At 57.9% G+C, this 14,973-nt stretch carries 14 protein-coding genes; 5 read left to right on the top strand and 9 right to left on the bottom strand.

Translation table 11 applies throughout. The features are described 5' to 3' along the window. Nucleotides 1-69 precede the first annotated feature (69 nt). Together GOV91_RS00365 and GOV91_RS00360 are read left to right on the top strand one after the other, a co-directional pair. Entirely contained in the window at nt 70-318 is a 249-nt protein-coding gene (locus GOV91_RS00365; protein WP_171091130.1) for a hypothetical protein, read from the top strand. Between the two features lie 74 nt (nt 319-392). Then, nucleotides 393-1,589, top strand: coding sequence for a UbiH/UbiF family hydroxylase (locus tag GOV91_RS00360; RefSeq protein ID WP_171234047.1), 1,197 nt, complete (start codon nt 393-395; stop codon nt 1,587-1,589). 12 nt (nt 1,590-1,601) lie between these two features. On the opposite strand, the gene GOV91_RS00355 is transcribed toward GOV91_RS00360, so the two are convergent. After that, nucleotides 1,602-2,729, bottom strand: a complete 1,128-nt coding sequence (locus GOV91_RS00355; protein ID WP_171234046.1) for an aminotransferase class V-fold PLP-dependent enzyme — start codon at nt 2,727-2,729, stop codon at nt 1,602-1,604. A 232-nt stretch (nt 2,730-2,961) separates the two neighbouring features. Between GOV91_RS00355 and GOV91_RS00350 the strand changes: the two genes are divergently transcribed. After that, a complete protein-coding gene (locus GOV91_RS00350) occupies nt 2,962-3,663 on the top strand; it encodes a GntR family transcriptional regulator (RefSeq protein ID WP_171234045.1) in 702 nt (233 codons plus the stop codon). A 6-nt stretch (nt 3,664-3,669) separates the two neighbouring features. Here the strand turns inward: GOV91_RS00350 and GOV91_RS00345 are convergent, their stop codons facing one another. Together GOV91_RS00345 and GOV91_RS00340 are read right to left on the bottom strand one after the other, a co-directional pair. After that, nucleotides 3,670-4,128: an Lrp/AsnC family transcriptional regulator gene (locus tag GOV91_RS00345; RefSeq protein WP_171234044.1), complete on the bottom strand. Its 459-nt coding sequence runs from the start codon at nt 4,126-4,128 to the stop codon at nt 3,670-3,672. Further along, nucleotides 4,125-4,580, bottom strand: a complete 456-nt coding sequence (locus GOV91_RS00340) for an Lrp/AsnC family transcriptional regulator (RefSeq protein ID WP_171234043.1) — start codon at nt 4,578-4,580, stop codon at nt 4,125-4,127. The genes GOV91_RS00345 and GOV91_RS00340 overlap by 4 nt, the downstream gene beginning before the upstream one ends. 131 nt (nt 4,581-4,711) lie before the next feature. Here GOV91_RS00340 and ilvC point away from each other — a divergent pair, with 131 nt between their 5' ends. Both ilvC and GOV91_RS00330 read left to right on the top strand, forming a co-directional pair. Continuing rightward, nucleotides 4,712-5,734 (top strand): ketol-acid reductoisomerase, encoded by a 1,023-nt coding sequence (gene ilvC / locus GOV91_RS00335; protein ID WP_171174700.1) that lies wholly within the window; start codon nt 4,712-4,714, stop codon nt 5,732-5,734. A gap of 133 nt (nt 5,735-5,867) precedes the next feature. Beyond that, nucleotides 5,868-6,770 carry a DMT family transporter gene (locus GOV91_RS00330; RefSeq protein WP_171174703.1) on the top strand — a complete coding sequence of 301 codons (903 nt, stop codon included), beginning with the start codon at nt 5,868-5,870 and terminating at the stop codon, nt 6,768-6,770. Here the strand turns inward: GOV91_RS00330 and glmM are convergent. The 6 genes from glmM to GOV91_RS00300 all read right to left on the bottom strand — a co-directional run bounded on the left by glmM (nt 6,767) and on the right by GOV91_RS00300 (nt 14,929). Continuing rightward, entirely contained in the window at nt 6,767-8,110 is a 1,344-nt protein-coding gene (glmM, locus tag GOV91_RS00325) for a phosphoglucosamine mutase (protein WP_171174706.1), read from the bottom strand. The two genes, GOV91_RS00330 and glmM, sit on opposite strands and share 4 nt — an antisense overlap. 33 nt (nt 8,111-8,143) lie before the next feature. Beyond that, nucleotides 8,144-9,142: a dihydropteroate synthase gene (gene folP / locus GOV91_RS00320; protein WP_171234042.1), complete on the bottom strand. Its 999-nt coding sequence runs from the start codon at nt 9,140-9,142 to the stop codon at nt 8,144-8,146. Next, nucleotides 9,139-10,059: a dihydroneopterin aldolase gene (locus GOV91_RS00315; protein ID WP_171174709.1), complete on the bottom strand. Its 921-nt coding sequence runs from the start codon at nt 10,057-10,059 to the stop codon at nt 9,139-9,141. The genes folP and GOV91_RS00315 overlap by 4 nt, the downstream gene beginning before the upstream one ends. 101 nt (nt 10,060-10,160) lie before the next feature. Next, nucleotides 10,161-11,534 carry a multicopper oxidase family protein gene (locus GOV91_RS00310; RefSeq protein WP_171234041.1) on the bottom strand — a complete coding sequence of 458 codons (1,374 nt, stop codon included), beginning with the start codon at nt 11,532-11,534 and terminating at the stop codon, nt 10,161-10,163. Between the two features lie 73 nt (nt 11,535-11,607). Continuing rightward, entirely contained in the window at nt 11,608-12,249 is a 642-nt protein-coding gene (locus tag GOV91_RS00305) for a cell wall hydrolase (protein ID WP_171174713.1), read from the bottom strand. Nucleotides 12,250-12,436: 187 nt separating this feature from the next. Beyond that, nucleotides 12,437-14,929 carry a putative PEP-binding protein gene (locus tag GOV91_RS00300; protein ID WP_171234040.1) on the bottom strand — a complete coding sequence of 831 codons (2,493 nt, stop codon included), beginning with the start codon at nt 14,927-14,929 and terminating at the stop codon, nt 12,437-12,439. Between the last annotated feature and the right edge of the window lie 44 nt (nt 14,930-14,973).

Genomic DNA, 14,973 nt, shown 5'->3' with positions numbered 1-14,973 from the left:
GATCCGCACATTCTGCACCTGCATCCTCGTCCCTATATGCACGTCAGCGACGAACAGATGGAGACCTCAATGACCGCGATCGAGATGACCGGCCGCCTGCCGATTTGGCAGCGCCTTTTCTTTGCAATCCCTGTATTCGGATGGCTGGCCCGCGATGCGGTCAATGGCAAGGCAGAAGATCTGTATTACACCGCCGGTGCGATTTTCAGCATGTGGGGCTGTTCCATCATGTTGTTCGGCCTGCCCGGTCTCTTCATTCCTGCCCTGATGATGGTGCCGGTGATGTTTTTGATTCTCGTCCTGATTTCTCGGGGCTGAGGCACGGGACAGGATGTCACTTGGCGCTTGGGGTCGAACCGAACTAGGTTCTGCCCAAACCGATGAGAGGCGCCATGACTGACAGCTGTGACATCCTGATTTCCGGCGGCGGCATCGCCGGCCTGACCGCAGCAGCGGTTTTCGGAACAGCAGGCTTTAAAGTGATCTGCGTGGACCCGACCCCTCCGATCACTGAGCGGGATGTGGACGGATCGGACCTGCGCACCACTGCCTTTCTTCAGCCTGCGCACGGTTTGCTCGAACAGTGCGGGCTTTGGGCGCGTCTGGACGCCCACGCAGCGCCTTTGCAAATCATGCGCATCGTGGATGCAGGCGGCGACGTGCCCGAACCGCGCGTTGTGCGTGATTTCAATGCCGCCGACATTTCCGATCAACCCTTTGGCTGGAACTTGCCCAACTGGCTGCTGCGCCGGGAAATGGTGGCGCGACTGGCAGACCTTCCCAATGTCAATTTCCGCCCCGGCACAGCTACAACCAGCCTGTTCACACGGACCGCCGAAGCCCGCGTTGGGCTGAGCGACGGCAGCCGCGTCCGGTGTAGACTGGTTCTTGCAGCTGATGGCCGCAATTCACCGATGCGAGAGGCCGCGGGAATATCGGTTCACACAACACGGTACGGGCAAAAAGCGCTGGCTTTTGCGGTGACCCACCCCATTCCACACGACAACGTCTCGACTGAAATTCACAGATCCGGTGGGCCGTTCACGCTGGTCCCCTTACCCGATTGGCAGGGACAGCCGTCCTCAGCCATTGTCTGGATGGAGCGTGGTCCGAAGGCCATCGACCTTCTGAACCTCGAGCCTGAAGCATTTGAGGCCGCTATGACCGAACGGTCCTGCGGGTTGTTTGGCCCATTGAATCTGGCGTCGCGCCGGACGATCTGGCCCATCATCAGCCAGTCTGCCGAGCGGTTGTCAGGCGAACGCATTGCCTTGATGGCCGAGGCCGCGCATGTGGTGCCGCCGATTGGCGCTCAGGGGTTGAACATGTCTTTGGGTGATCTGCGCTGTCTGCTGGATTTGGCACAGGCCCGCCCCGAAGGGCTGGGCGACGCTCAAATGCTGGACGCTTATCACAAGGCCCGCCATACCGAGGTCGAAATGCGGGTTAAGGGCATCGACCTATTAAACCGCGCCTCGATGATCGAGGCGCGTCCGTTACGCGGTGCACGGGCCATGGGGTTGAGCGCGCTCTATTCCCTGCCGCCCGTACGCAAGACGTTGATGCAGATGGGCCTTGGCGTTCGCTAAGGCCCGGTCAGTTTACAGAACCTGATCCAGCACCCGTTTCAAACGCGCGATGGTCCCATCCACATCGTAGAGCTTGTCCAGCCCGAACAGACCCAGTCGGAAGGTGCTGAACCCTTCGGGCTCATCACATTGCAGAGGCACGCCAGCAGCAATCTGCATCCCCAGCGCTGCAAATTTCTTGCCGCTCTGAATGTCGGGGTCCGAAGTGTAGCTGACCACAACGCCGGGCGCGCCAAAACCGTCAGCAGCTACTGAAACGATGCCCTTGTCCTTCAGCATTGCCCGCACACCATCTCCCAACGCCCATTGCGCCGCGCGCAACTTTTCGAACCCATAGTCTTTGGTCTCAGCCATGGTATCGCGGAAAGCCAACAATGCGTCCGTGGGCATGGTTGCATGATAGGCATGACCACCGTTTTCATACGCCTGCATAATCTGACGCCACTTTTTCAGATCAACCGCAAAGCTGTCGGAGTTGGTCTCTTGCAACCGGGCTTCGCCACGCTCGGACAACATGACAAGGCCAGCACAAGGCGATGCGCTCCACCCTTTTTGCGGGGCAGAAATCAGAACATCGACACCTGTCGCCTTCATGTCCACCCAGGCGCAACCGGATGCGATGCAATCCAGTACCATCAATGCTCCGACCTCATGCGCCGCATTCGCCAGCGCGGCCACGTAATCATCCGGCAAAATGACTCCTGCCGATGTTTCGACATGCGGGGCAAAGACAACACCCGGCTTTTGTGACCGAATGGCTTCGACAACTTCGTCAATGGGTGCGGGCGCAAACGGCGACGGGCTGGAATTGCCTGTCTGACGCGCCTTCATAACCGTGGCACTCTGGGTCAGGGCCGCGCTTTCAATGATTTGACTCCATCGGTACGAGAACCACCCGTTCCGAACCACCAAAACATCCGTCCCCCGCGCAAACTGACGGGCGACGGCTTCCATGGCATAAGTACCACCACCGGGAATGACCGCAACGCCGTCTGCGTTGTATACCCCCTTCAACATGTCCGAGATGTCCCGCATGACCTGCTGGAACTTCTGGGACATATGGTTCAGCGAACGATCGGTGAATACCACCGAAAACTCTTCAAGTCCGTTCGGGTCAACGGTGTCCAACAACGCAGGCATTCTTGATCCTTTCCAAAACTCTTCCGAGAACCTGATCGTTTTGCCTTTGCCCGTAAAGTACTTTCGCAACAAAAAGTGACGTCACGGCATGTCACACAGATTTGTAAAAATCTGCGCCAAATCTCGCCAACACCACCACATTTGACGCCAACTAGTGTCACCTTCCCCTTTACACTTCTAATTGCTTCTGAACAGATGCACACACTTTATACTTGAAGGGATAATTCTACCCGTGACTATACAAAAGCGGATCAGCTTCCAGTCCGTTCGAGACGAAGTTAAACGACGTATTGAAAGCCGTGTCTGGCCACAAGGGTCTCTTTTGCCAACGGAAACACAGTTGGCAGACGAATTTAATTGCGCGCGTGCCACAGTGAACCGCGCCCTGAGGGAATTGGCCGATCAGGGGTTCGTCGAGCGCAAGCGTAAAAGCGGAACGCGGGTCAAGAAAGAACCCAGCAAACACGCCAAGCTTGAATTCTCACTCGCACGACAGACGATCGAAAGCCAGAACGCAACCTATCGGTATGCTCTGGTCGAGCGGAACGTGGTAGAAAGCCCTCGCTGGCTGTCTTCACAATTAGATATTTCTCCTGACAAGCGCGTGTTGCATGTCACCTGTATGCACTACGCGGACAACCGACCGTTTCAATTGGAAGAACGCTGGATCAATATCGATGCAGTTCCAGAAGTGGAAGATGCCGACCTGTGCGCACAGGGCCCACATGAATGGTTACTGAATGCCGCGCCGTTCACCGAAGCTGAAGTTGCATTCTGCGCCATTTCTGCCGATGCAAAGCTGGCAGAGTTCATGGGAACGACGACCGGCACATCGATGATCCAGATGGAGCGCACCACATGGAAAGAGGACAAGCCGCTGACCTTTGCCCGGATGACACATCATCCCGGCTACTGTATCCGCACCAAATACTGAGGCGTTTCAGCCAAGGGGCCCAGGCAAGCGTTCTTCGCTGAGCAAAACGTTTGCTTCAACATCCCCTGCACCGGGCAACGTCATGATTCGACGTCGTAATACGCGCTCAAAGTCAGACAGGTCCCGCGCAACAACGCGCAGGCGATAGTCATATGGGCCCAACACGTGCTCGACTGTTTGGACCTCGGGGATGGCACTCACCGCGCGCTCAAAGTCCTCAAGATTGATCTGCCCTTTGCGGCCAAGTTTGATACCCAGAAACACCGTCACCCCGAAACCCAACGCGTCGGCGTTCAGACGCAAGCGCCGCCCCTTGATAACTCCTGCTTCCTCCAGTCGCCGGATTCGGCGCCAGGTGGCCGGTTGCGACAATCCAAACCTGCGACCCAAGGCACCGGCACTCTGTGTCGCGTCCTGTTGCAGAACACGCAGCAAGCGTCGATCAATCTCATCCAACTCGATCATACAGGTAACACCTCATCGCTTTTGACCCGCGCGATGTGCATCAGCGCCTCGATATCGGCGATATGGGGCAAGGTCAGGATACGGTCGCGATACAGTAGTTGGTAATGGTTCATATCCTTCGCAATGACCGACAATCGCACGTCCACCCGACCCAGAAAGGTCTGGATCTCGACCACCTCCGGCACATTTCTCGCCGCTTCGGTGAAATCGTCAAAGGCACGCGCCTGTGTCTTGTCCAGAGTAACGCGAAGCGAAACTTCGACCGCATAGCCCATGGCAACCCAGTCAATCATGGCCTCTTGTCCTTGTATGATCCCGGCCGCCTGCATCTTTTCAATCCGCCGCCAACAGACCCCAGCGCTGATCCGGCACAGATCGGCCAGCTCCGCAGTGGTCAGGCTTGGGGTAGCCTGAAAATGACGCAAGATGCGACGATCAATGTCATCAAGCATGATTTTTTCACATTTTGTAGTTTTGAAGAATTATTCTTCACCTTTTTCACAAAAACTCAAGCTCAACACTATCGCCAATACGCGATCAGGCATGTAAAACCGCCGCAATCTAACCAGAAAGGACCGGCGAAATGCGCGTCTATTACGATCGCGATTGCGATATCAACCTGATCAAAGACAAAAAAGTGGCCATCCTGGGCTATGGCTCGCAGGGTCACGCCCACGCGCTGAACCTGCGTGACTCGGGTGCCAAGAATCTGGTCATCGCCCTGCGCGAAGGTTCGCCTTCGGCCAAGAAAGCCGAAGCGGAAGGTCTGGAAGTCATGGGCATCGCCGAAGCGGCGGCCTGGTGCGACGTCATCATGTTCACCATGCCCGACGAGTTGCAGGCTGAAACCTACAAGAAATACGTCCACGACAACATCAAGCCGGGTGCTGCGATCGCGTTCGCTCACGGCCTGAACGTCCACTTCGGCCTGATCGAGCCGAAAGAAGGCGTCGACGTCATCATGATGGCCCCCAAAGGCCCCGGCCACACCGTACGTGGCGAATACACCAAAGGCGGCGGCGTGCCCTGCCTGGTCGCCGTTGACAATGACGCGACAGGCAAAGCGCTGGAAATCGGCCTGTCCTACTGCTCGGCCATTGGTGGCGGTCGCTCGGGCATCATCGAAACCAACTTCCGCGAAGAATGCGAAACCGACCTGTTCGGTGAACAAGCCGTTCTGTGCGGCGGTCTGGTCGAACTGATCCGCTGCGGCTTTGAAACGCTGGTCGAGGCCGGTTACGCGCCAGAAATGGCCTATTTCGAGTGTCTGCACGAAGTGAAGCTGATCGTTGACCTGATCTACGAAGGCGGCATCGCCAACATGGATTATTCGATCTCGAACACAGCCGAATACGGTCAGTATGTGACCGGCCCGCGCATCCTGAAATACGACGAAACCAAAGCGCGTATGAAAGAGGTTCTGAACGACATCCAGCAGGGTAAATTCGTTCGCGACTTCATGCTGGAAAACGCCGTGGGCCAGCCGACCATCAAAGCGTCGCGCCGCGCGAATGACGAGCATCAAATCGAAGAAACCGGTGCCAAGCTGCGCGGCATGATGCCGTGGATTTCGGCCGGCAAAATGGTCGACAAAGAAAAGAACTAAGCCTGACCTCTGTCAGCACAAGGGCGGCCCCGGTGGTCGCCCTTTTTCGTTTGCACAAAAAAGCGGCGCAGCACATAAACACCCGGTAAGATTAACCTTTTTTCAGTTTCACGCAGCCCCGACAGGAAAACCGATGGTGCAACAGCCAACAAAACAGGATTGGAGCGGTGTCTTCACGCTGGGCCTGATCTGGGGCGCGACCTTCATGGTCGTGGCCATGGCGCTTGAAGGCTACGGCCCGATCACGGTCGCGACCTCTCGGACAACTCTGGGCGCTGTGACCCTGCTGCTTTTGATGTGGGTGACCGGTCGCAAACTGCCGGTTCTGACACCCGCTCTTAGCACTTCGATTGTGCTTATCGGTGTCCTGTCCACGGCCGTGCCTTTCATGCTGCTGAGTTGGGGGCAGCAGTTTGTACCATCCGCCTTTGCAGGGCTGTCTATGGCAGCTGTTCCGCTGATGGTGCTGCCGCTGGCCCACTTCTTCTCGGATGAACCCCTGAATCTGCGCCGTTTTCTGGGGGTGTGCCTTGGGTTTTCAGGCGCATTGGTGCTGATCGGCCCCGGCCTTGCACAATTGGGCCAAGGGGCAGAGCCCCTCGCGCAGCTGGCCTGCATCACGGCAGCCCTGTGTTACGCAAGCTCATCTGTGCTGACCCGACGCTGTCCACCTGTCGACCCTTTGGTTTTGGCTGCCCTGACGCTGGTTGTAGGAGCTATGCTTCTTCTGCCCATAATGCTGGTCACCGAAGGTCTGCCAACGTGGCAAGGGCCACGCCCGACGATCGCTTTGATTGTGTTGGGATTGGTCCCAACCGCTTTTGCCACCCTCTTGCGCGTGTCGATCACCCGCAGCGCCGGATCGGTCTTCCTAACATTGGTGAACTATCAAGTGCCGATCTGGTCGATGGTGTTCGGCGCATGGATCCTGTCCGAGGCCCTGCCCCTGCGCTTTTACATTGCCTTGGGTCTGATCCTGACCGGCATGGCGATCAGCCAATGGTTCAGCCTGCGCAAGGTTTTGCTCGGACGTTAACCCGTAGCAGCTTCGACCTCGGCCACGATGCTATCGACAACTTGTGTCAGCAGCCTGTCGTCTTCGCACTCGGCCATGACCCGGATCAGAGGCTCGGTCCCGGATTTGCGGATCAGCAACCGGCCCTGCCCGTTCAAACGCGCTTCGGCATCGGCAATAGCAGCCTGGACGCTCTGAACCTCCAGCGGGGTTTGACCGCTTGCATAGCGCACGTTTTTCAGCAACTGCGGCACCGTTTCGAACTGTTTCGACAGATCCGACGCCTTACGCCCCGATAGAACCATTTCCGCCAGAAAATGCAGACCGGCCATAAGTCCGTCACCGGTGGTGGCATAATCGCTCATCACGATATGGCCGGATTGTTCACCGCCAAGGTTGAACCCGCCTTCCCGCATCCGCTCAACCACATAGCGGTCGCCAACGGCCGTGCGCTCCAGACGCAGCCCCTGCCCTGTCAAGTGGCGTTCGAGGCCCAGATTGGACATCACCGTCGCCACCAGGGCATCGCCCTTCAGCTGGTCCGATTTCTTCCATGCCGTCGCCAGCAATGCCATTAGCTGATCGCCATCGGCCACTTGACCGGTTTCATCAACCACAACAACCCGGTCTGCATCGCCATCCAGACAGATGCCGACATCTGCCCCATGGGCCACAACCGTTTCTGCGGCCAGTTGCGGCTTTGTCGATCCGCAATTGAGGTTGATGTTCTTGCCGTTGGGCGCAACACCAACTGGAATGACATCAGCACCGAGCTCCCACAGGACCTCGGGCGCAGTGCGGTGGGCCGCACCGTTTGCGCAATCGATGACCACTTTCAGACCATCCAAACTCACGTCACGGGGCAAGGACGATTTCACACGCTCGCCATAACGAAACCGCGCATCATCGACACGACGCGCCCGGCCGATATTCTGCGCCTGCGCGGGCCGGACGCCTTCGTCGATCAGTTTTTCGATCTCGATCTCTGCCTGATCGGACAGCTTATAGCCGTCGGGTCCAAAAAACTTGATGCCATTGTCTTCAGCCGGGTTGTGACTGGCCGAGATCATAACCCCAAGATCAGCGCGCATGGACCGCGTCATGAGCCCAACAGCAGGCGTTGGTACGGGCCCCAGAAGCAGCACGTTCATACCCGTCGAGGTCAGACCCGCCGTCAGCGCGTTTTCCAGCATGTAACCGGACAGACGTGTATCTTTACCGATGACAACCCGGTGCACACCTGTCGCGTCGCGGCGAAAGTAACGCCCAACCGCAGCCCCGATGCGCAAGGCCATTTCCGCCGTCATCGGATGCGTGTTGGCGGTGCCCCGCACCCCGTCAGTTCCGAACAGCTTGCGCATACGTGTCACTCCGTGATTTGTCGTGAGACCGGATTACCGGACAGCAGCCCACAGGCGCAAGGCCTGAGAGGTCTCGGCCACGTCGTGCACGCGAATGATTTGCACGCCCTGAGACAATCCTGCCAAAGCCACCGCAATTGATCCCGGTGTACGCGCTGTCTTGCGCGGCTCCTGCCCGATCGAACCAATGAAACCTTTGCGTGACACGCCCAGCAGGATCGGGCAGCCCAAACCGTGAAACAGGCTGAGATTGCGCAGCAAGGTCAGATTGTGGTCTTCGGTCTTGCCGAAGCCAATCCCTGGATCAACAATGATCAGATCGCGGCTGAGGCCAAGGCCCTCCAGCACAGCAATCTGGTTCTCCAGAAAGTCATACACATCCAGCAATACATTGTCGTAGTGCGGATTGTCCTGCATCGTGGCCGGGTCGCCCTGCATATGCATGACACAAACAGGTGCGCCCTGCGCCGCACAAAACGGTGCCAGATCAGCGTCAAAGCTAAAGCCTGAGACATCGTTCACCAGCCCGGCCCCGGCATCGCAGGCAGCTTTGGCCACACTGGCCTTGCGCGTATCGATTGAGATCAGAGCGTCCGTTTCTGACCGTATCGCTTCGATCACAGGGCGGGTGCGGGCAATCTCTTGTTCGGCCGGAACAAAATCTGCACCTGGGCGCGTGGATTCCCCACCGATATCCAGAATGGTCGCCCCTTGCGTAACCATTCCAGCGGCGGCCATACGGGCGGCTTCCGCCGAGCTGTGGACGCCGCCATCCGAAAAACTGTCTGGCGTGGCATTCAGAATGCCCATGATATGCGGCACCTGCATGTCCAGACCTGCAATGTCTGCCCGCGCCTGGGTCAAACGGTCCAGATGGTCTGAAGGAACCTCTGATACCGCAACAATCTCACGGTCCCCCCCGCGCCGCAGAGCTTCAACATGGGTAAACCAGAGCGATTGCCCTGCCAGCGGAACGGCACCTGCAGGGCGGGCCGGGCCATTTTGAACCAGTGGCCTGTAGTAGATGCTCACAGCTGGGCCTGATCCACGGCAACGGCGCGCAAAGGCGTTTTGGGCTCTGTCGGCAATGCGCCGCCGATCACCATCATCTCGCTCGCTTCAAAGGTCGCAGCGAACCAAGCCGCAAGGGCCACTGCATCCGATGGTGCGGCAGACGGGCCATCCACAGCGTCCAAAACGATCTTGGACGGGGCCCAGACGCAAATCTGGCCGTTCTTCATCGCCCAATCCAGTTCCGTCCGAGTCGAAACCACAACACAACGGTGATCTCGTGCCGCCAGAACCCAAGCATTCTGCTCAATGGCCAGCAAATCAATACGGCGCTGCGTCATCGCGTGGCCAGTTTGGGGCGCAGCCAAATCCGACGCCCCAACGCACAGGATCAATGGACGCTGACGGTTTTCCAACTGGTCAATCCAACCGGTCAGGTTGTCCGAAGAAATGGCTTCGTTCGACAGGTACACAAGGCGCGGATGCGGGCGTTCTTCCTCGACCACGTCGTGATGAACCGAGTCCTTTCCGCGCACGATTTCGACCCCCAACGCCCCCGGACCACGATCCAGCTTTTCGATGCGAACAAAAACCCTTACGGCTTGGTGTTCGAGCAAGATGCGTTCGGCCACACGCTCGGCCAGCGTCTCAAGCAGGTTCAATCTTTCTGCGGCCAACTCAAATGCAATTGCTTCGGTGACGCGATCATAGGACAGGATGCGGTCCACGTCGTCGTCAATATCGGCGGCCAGCGGGCGCACCTCGACCACGATATTAAAACAAATCCTTTGGGTGGTTCCTCGCTCAGCCTGAAAAGCACCGATCTCAACTTCGACGATGTGGTCGCGCAGCGAAATCCGATCCAGCGGCCCCCGGGGTGAGGTTGCCTCGGATCTCTCGGACGGGTGTGCGAATGCCAGGCGGATTTCAGAACTCATAGGTCAGGCCTTTTTGGGCTCGTTGCAAAGTATGCCTACTATAGGCGTTGCGGGGGCCTATAGCACCTATACAAACGCCATTCCAACCGCCGATTGCGGCGTCAGGTTACCCGAAACCAGCTCATCATACCGGATGCGGCGTGTCCTAGCATATGGCAATGCAACAGCCAGCCCCCCGGATTGTCCGCGACCAAAGCGATCTGACGAGTCTGCCCTCGTCCAACCAAAACAGTATCCCTCCAGGGGCCAAGCGACCCATCACCCAGAATCAGCCTGAAGTGATGACCATGCAAATGCATCGCGTGCGGAAATGCCGTTTCATTTACGAATTCAACACGGTGTAGACTGCCGATTTCTGCATCCAGAAACGGATCCTCAGGGCGTTCAGCACGGCCATTTAGCGCCCAGAACCGGCCAAGCTGCGCCAACTCTTGCCCCGACAATTCAGTTTCACCAAGTCTGGCGCTTTCCAACCATCGCATCGCGCCGCCTTGCAAAACCATTCTGTGCAAAGGCGCGTCTTCAATATTTTTGATTTCCGGCAAAGGGTTAGGCGGCAATGCTGACACGCTCTGCCTTTGCGCCATTGCAGCATCGCCTGTAACGTCGAAACGCGCCAGACCAAAGGCACCGTCCCTTTCTACACTAACGAGACTTGCTGTATCACCTTCGGTGACAACGTCGACAATCAGATCCGCACGCTGTGCAGGCGCCAGTGGAAACGATCCTGACAGTTCCAACGGAGTTTCCAGCGGCATACCGTCCAAAGCAACGATCCACCCGGACAGACCATCAATATCCAGATCATAGATCCTGGCGTTAGAGGCATTGATCAAGCGCAATCGAAGCCGTTGATGTCTTTGCACAGAAAACGCTGGATCAAACGACCCGTTTACGGTGACGATATTGCCAAGCCGACCTGCGTGGCTCAGGTCATGGCCGTTGCCGAAATCGTCTGTTATCTGAGCCGTTTCCGGGTCTAACCGCCAATCATCCAGCATCAGTATCAGGTCCTGATCGACATCTGGCGTTTGTGCCTCCTCGACGATCAGCGGCCCGTAAAGGCCCCGTGCAACCTGCTCCATTGACCTGTTGTGCGCGTGATACCAATACGTACCCGCATCAGGAACGACAAAGTCGTAATCAAATGAACGGCCCGTTTCGACCACATCCTGCGTTAGGCCCGGCACACCATCCATCGAATTGTCTATGCGGATTCCGTGCCAATGGACCGAAGTCGGCTGGGGTAGCGCGTTCAACAGTTGGCGCTGAACGCGCGCGCCCTGCCCGACCCTTATGGTGGTTCCCGGAACAGTGCCATCGAAGCTCCAAACTGTGGTGTCAGGAAACCCGTCGGGCGCAACGCGCTGCTGCGCCTCGCGCGCCTCGAGCATCGGATATCCGGCCCGGGCCGCAAACGGCAACAGAGACGCTGCCGCCGCAGTTTTAAGTATGTGCCTTCGAGTAAATAGCATTACGGGCCTCCTGGCCCGTAATATAGACTGCAACTTGCATCGCGCCACCAAGCTTCCAGCGCGGGTGCGTCAATCAGTTGCTCGCTGTCCGGTAGTTGTGGCGATAGAAGATATGCACACCAATCCGCGCGGTCTGTTTGTAGACACGTGACCACGATGGACGAACTGCAGTGGTGTGGTAATGGGTTGCCCCTTCGGTCAGTTCTTTTGCGACGCCATCAATCGCCGCACGGGCCACTTTCGACACGCGCTCATAGGCTTTCTGTTCGTGGATGACCTCTTTGCGGCCATCGCACGTGTATGTGAATTGGCACTGGTATTTTTTCCCTGTGCCTTGGCGGATGACACCGCACAACGAATCCGGGAAACGACCGCTTTTGACACGGTTCAGGATCACTTCAGCCACAGCGAACTGACCGCGGACGCTTTCACCACGCGCTTCAAAATACAACGCCTCGGAAAGGCACTTCCAGTTGTCGTCACCAGCTGCTTTAGGTTGCTGATCAAGCCAATCCTTGGAATAGGTCACTTCAACAGGCTCAGCGGCTTTACGCGGCTGGAACAGCTGGAAATAATCGCGAAACCGTTGGCCAGGCAATTCGTTACGGGCCACAAGCTCTTGCTTTGCGGTTTCGGTTGCTTCCCTCTCGGCGAAGGACGCACTTGGCAGCACGGTTGCCGCCAATGTGGCAGCAGCCAGTATATAACGTAGCATCAGATAACCTCGCACAGGCACTTCACGCGCCATACCCTCCCCCGGCGGGCGCGACGAGGCATCTAACGCAACCAGACGCAAAGGTCCAGCCTTTTGAAAAAAGCAAGTGGAAAATCGCCCGTCGCGAAGAATTACTTCGCCCACGAGTGACCATGTACCCCACTAATCCTTGGGATACCTGGTCCTGTCAACCCCCAAGTCTGGACGAAATCGCCAGTTGAGCGGCAGCCAGCCGAGCCACCGGAACCCGAAACGGAGAGCACGACACATAGTCAAACCCCAAATCCCGGCAAATGGCGATTGATTCGGGGTTTCCGCCATGTTCGCCGCACACAGACAGGGTCACGTCAGGTTTTGCAGCGCGTCCTCTTTCCGCCCCCAATTTCAACAATTCCCCCACCCCATCGGGGTCAAGAACATGAAACGGGTCTTCACCAAAGACACCCTGTTGCACATAGGCCGACATGAATCGACCGGCATCGTCCCGCGACAGGCCATAGGTCATCTGCGTCAGGTCGTTTGTACCAAAACTCATAAATGCCGTTTGTGGGGCGATCTCCTCCGCGCGCAAACAGGCGCGTGGGGTTTCGACCATTACGCCCAGCCGATAGTCGAACTCCTGCCCCTGTTCCGACGCAACAGCCGCCGCGACCGAGTCGATGCGGGATTTGACCAACTCAACCTCGCGCTTTGCCGAAACCAGTGGGATCATCACCTCGGGCACGACCGCGGCACCGTTCTGGCGGGCTTCCAGCGTGGCTTCAAATATTGCGCGCGCCTGCATGTCATAGATTTCGGGAACGGTCACACCCAGTCGGACGCCACGCAGGCCCAGCATCGGGTTATACTCGCTCATGGCCGCAACCCGCCGCTCAACATCCGAGACTGGTAAGTCAAGCGCTTCGGCCAGTTCCCTTTGCCCGCTGCGGGTGGTGGGCAAAAACTCGTGCAACGGAGGGTCGAACAGTCGAATGCAGACAGGCTTACCTTCCATGATCCGGAAAAGTTGCACGAAATCTTCGCGTTGCATCGGCAGCAGGCGTTCCAGCACTGCCGCCCGACCGGACGAGGTTTGTGCAAAAATCATTTCGCGCATCACGATCAGACGACCAGGATCAAAGAACATATGCTCGGTCCTGCACAGGCCGATCCCCTGTGCCTCGAAATTCCGGGCTGTTTGCGCATCGGCGGGTGTGTCAGCATTGGCGCGAATATCAATGTCACGCTCTGCATCGGCCCAGGCCATAAGCGTCTGAAAACAATCGTCCAGCGCCGCCTCGAGCATCGCAGGCTGCCCTGCCAGAACCTGGCCCGAGCTGCCATCGATGGTCAGAACATCGCCTGTCTTGAAGACACGCCCATCCTGAGCGGTCAGCATCTTTTTCTTTGTTTGAAACCGCATGTCGGACGCGCCGACGATACAGGGCAAACCAAGGCCGCGCCCGATCACTGCCGCGTGGCTGGTCATCCCGCCTTTTTCCGTCAACACAGCCACGGCCGCGTGCATCCCGCGTACATCCTCGGGCGAGGTCTCGCGGCGCACCAGAACACAGGCTTCACCACGCGCGGCACTGGCCTGCGCCTCAGCCGAGGTGAACACGATCTTGCCGGTCGACGCACCGGGACTGGCCCCGATGGCCGTCGTCAGCACGTCGCGCTTGGCGTCAGGGTGCACCTGACGGTGCAGTAATTCGTTCAGCGCATGAGGGTCCACACGCATGACCGCCTCTTGCTGCGGGATTATGCCATCCTCGGCCAGTCGCACTGCGATCCGCATGGCCGCACGGGCGCTGCGCTGCACCCTCACGCCGTCCAGAATGTGTACGTCACCATTTTGAATGACGAACTCAACCTGCATCTCTTCGCGCAGCTTTTCGCGCATCAAAGCGGCTTGTTCCTTGAGTTCTGCAAAAGCCTTTGGCGCCACTTCCTCAAGCGATGGTCCGCGCGGGTCATTCTCCAAGAACAGCGCGGCAACGTCTTCGCCCAAAGCGTCCCGCCCCTGACTCTGGCTCAGGTAGCGTCCGGTGATCTGCGGCATCCCGGTTGTGGAATCGACTAGTTGCAAGACACCGGAACCACATTCCCCTTGCCCTACACCGGGGATCATCTCTTGAATGACCAGCCCAAGCCCGGCATCCGCCGGAGCCCCTTTGGCCTGCCGCAACAAGCGCGCCGAGGTTCCATCCCATGCGCGCGCCATCGACCGCAGAACACCGATCAATTGCTCTCCGCGATCCTGTGGAAAGGCTTCATCGGTTTCGTCTTCATAGGCCCGCAACGACTGGCTCAGACCTTCACTCCCGTCCAATTCGATGTCATCGAACAGATCGGGGTCCAGACGCGCCACGTGGATTGCATAGCTTTGCACAAATCTCAGATACAGCGCCGCTGCAGCCTCGGCCCCCATGGTTTCGGAAAGGTCCACATAGCACGCATCGTTCATTCCGATGTTCAGAACCGCACCGGGCCCGCCCCAATCCGGGTCTTCGGAACTGGGCCGAACGCATAGCAACGTCGTCGGGTCAAACTGTTCCAGGATCGCGGCCAGATCCGGAATTTCGCCTTCGGCGATTTGATGTACGGACTCAAAAGACAGGGCAACCGTGCGCGGCACCGGTAGGTCGAGGCGGACCAGCCGTTGCAAACACTTGGCCCGCCCGCCATGAGTGTTCGCCATGACAGGAGCGTCGGACGTTATGAGCGTAGTATGCGGATTATTCT

Origin of the sequence: Ruegeria sp. HKCCA6837, assembly GCF_013034475.1 — a bacterium.
Classification (GTDB): domain Bacteria; phylum Pseudomonadota; class Alphaproteobacteria; order Rhodobacterales; family Rhodobacteraceae; genus Ruegeria.
The sequence above is the reverse complement of the archived record's forward strand: the minus strand, read 5'-3'. Positions and strand labels throughout refer to the sequence as shown.

Excerpts from the sequence above, each read along its gene's own strand:
- GOV91_RS00305 (WP_171174713.1), bottom strand. The coding sequence starts at position 12,249 with ATGCTACGTTATATACTGGCTGCTGCCACATTGGCGGCAACCGTGCTG.
- GOV91_RS00340 (WP_171234043.1), bottom strand. The coding sequence starts at position 4,580 with ATGCTTGATGACATTGATCGTCGCATCTTGCGTCATTTTCAGGCTACC.
- GOV91_RS00365 (WP_171091130.1), top strand. The coding sequence starts at position 70 with ATGACCGCGATCGAGATGACCGGCCGCCTGCCGATTTGGCAGCGCCTT.
- GOV91_RS00330 (WP_171174703.1), top strand. The coding sequence starts at position 5,868 with ATGGTGCAACAGCCAACAAAACAGGATTGGAGCGGTGTCTTCACGCTG.
- GOV91_RS00315 (WP_171174709.1), bottom strand. The coding sequence starts at position 10,059 with ATGAGTTCTGAAATCCGCCTGGCATTCGCACACCCGTCCGAGAGATCC.
- ilvC (WP_171174700.1), top strand. The coding sequence starts at position 4,712 with ATGCGCGTCTATTACGATCGCGATTGCGATATCAACCTGATCAAAGAC.
- GOV91_RS00300 (WP_171234040.1), bottom strand. The coding sequence starts at position 14,929 with ATGGCGAACACTCATGGCGGGCGGGCCAAGTGTTTGCAACGGCTGGTC.
- GOV91_RS00360 (WP_171234047.1), top strand. The coding sequence starts at position 393 with ATGACTGACAGCTGTGACATCCTGATTTCCGGCGGCGGCATCGCCGGC.
- GOV91_RS00355 (WP_171234046.1), bottom strand. The coding sequence starts at position 2,729 with ATGCCTGCGTTGTTGGACACCGTTGACCCGAACGGACTTGAAGAGTTT.
- GOV91_RS00310 (WP_171234041.1), bottom strand. The coding sequence starts at position 11,534 with ATGCTATTTACTCGAAGGCACATACTTAAAACTGCGGCGGCAGCGTCT.
- glmM (WP_171174706.1), bottom strand. The coding sequence starts at position 8,110 with ATGCGCAAGCTGTTCGGAACTGACGGGGTGCGGGGCACCGCCAACACG.
- GOV91_RS00345 (WP_171234044.1), bottom strand. The coding sequence starts at position 4,128 with ATGATCGAGTTGGATGAGATTGATCGACGCTTGCTGCGTGTTCTGCAA.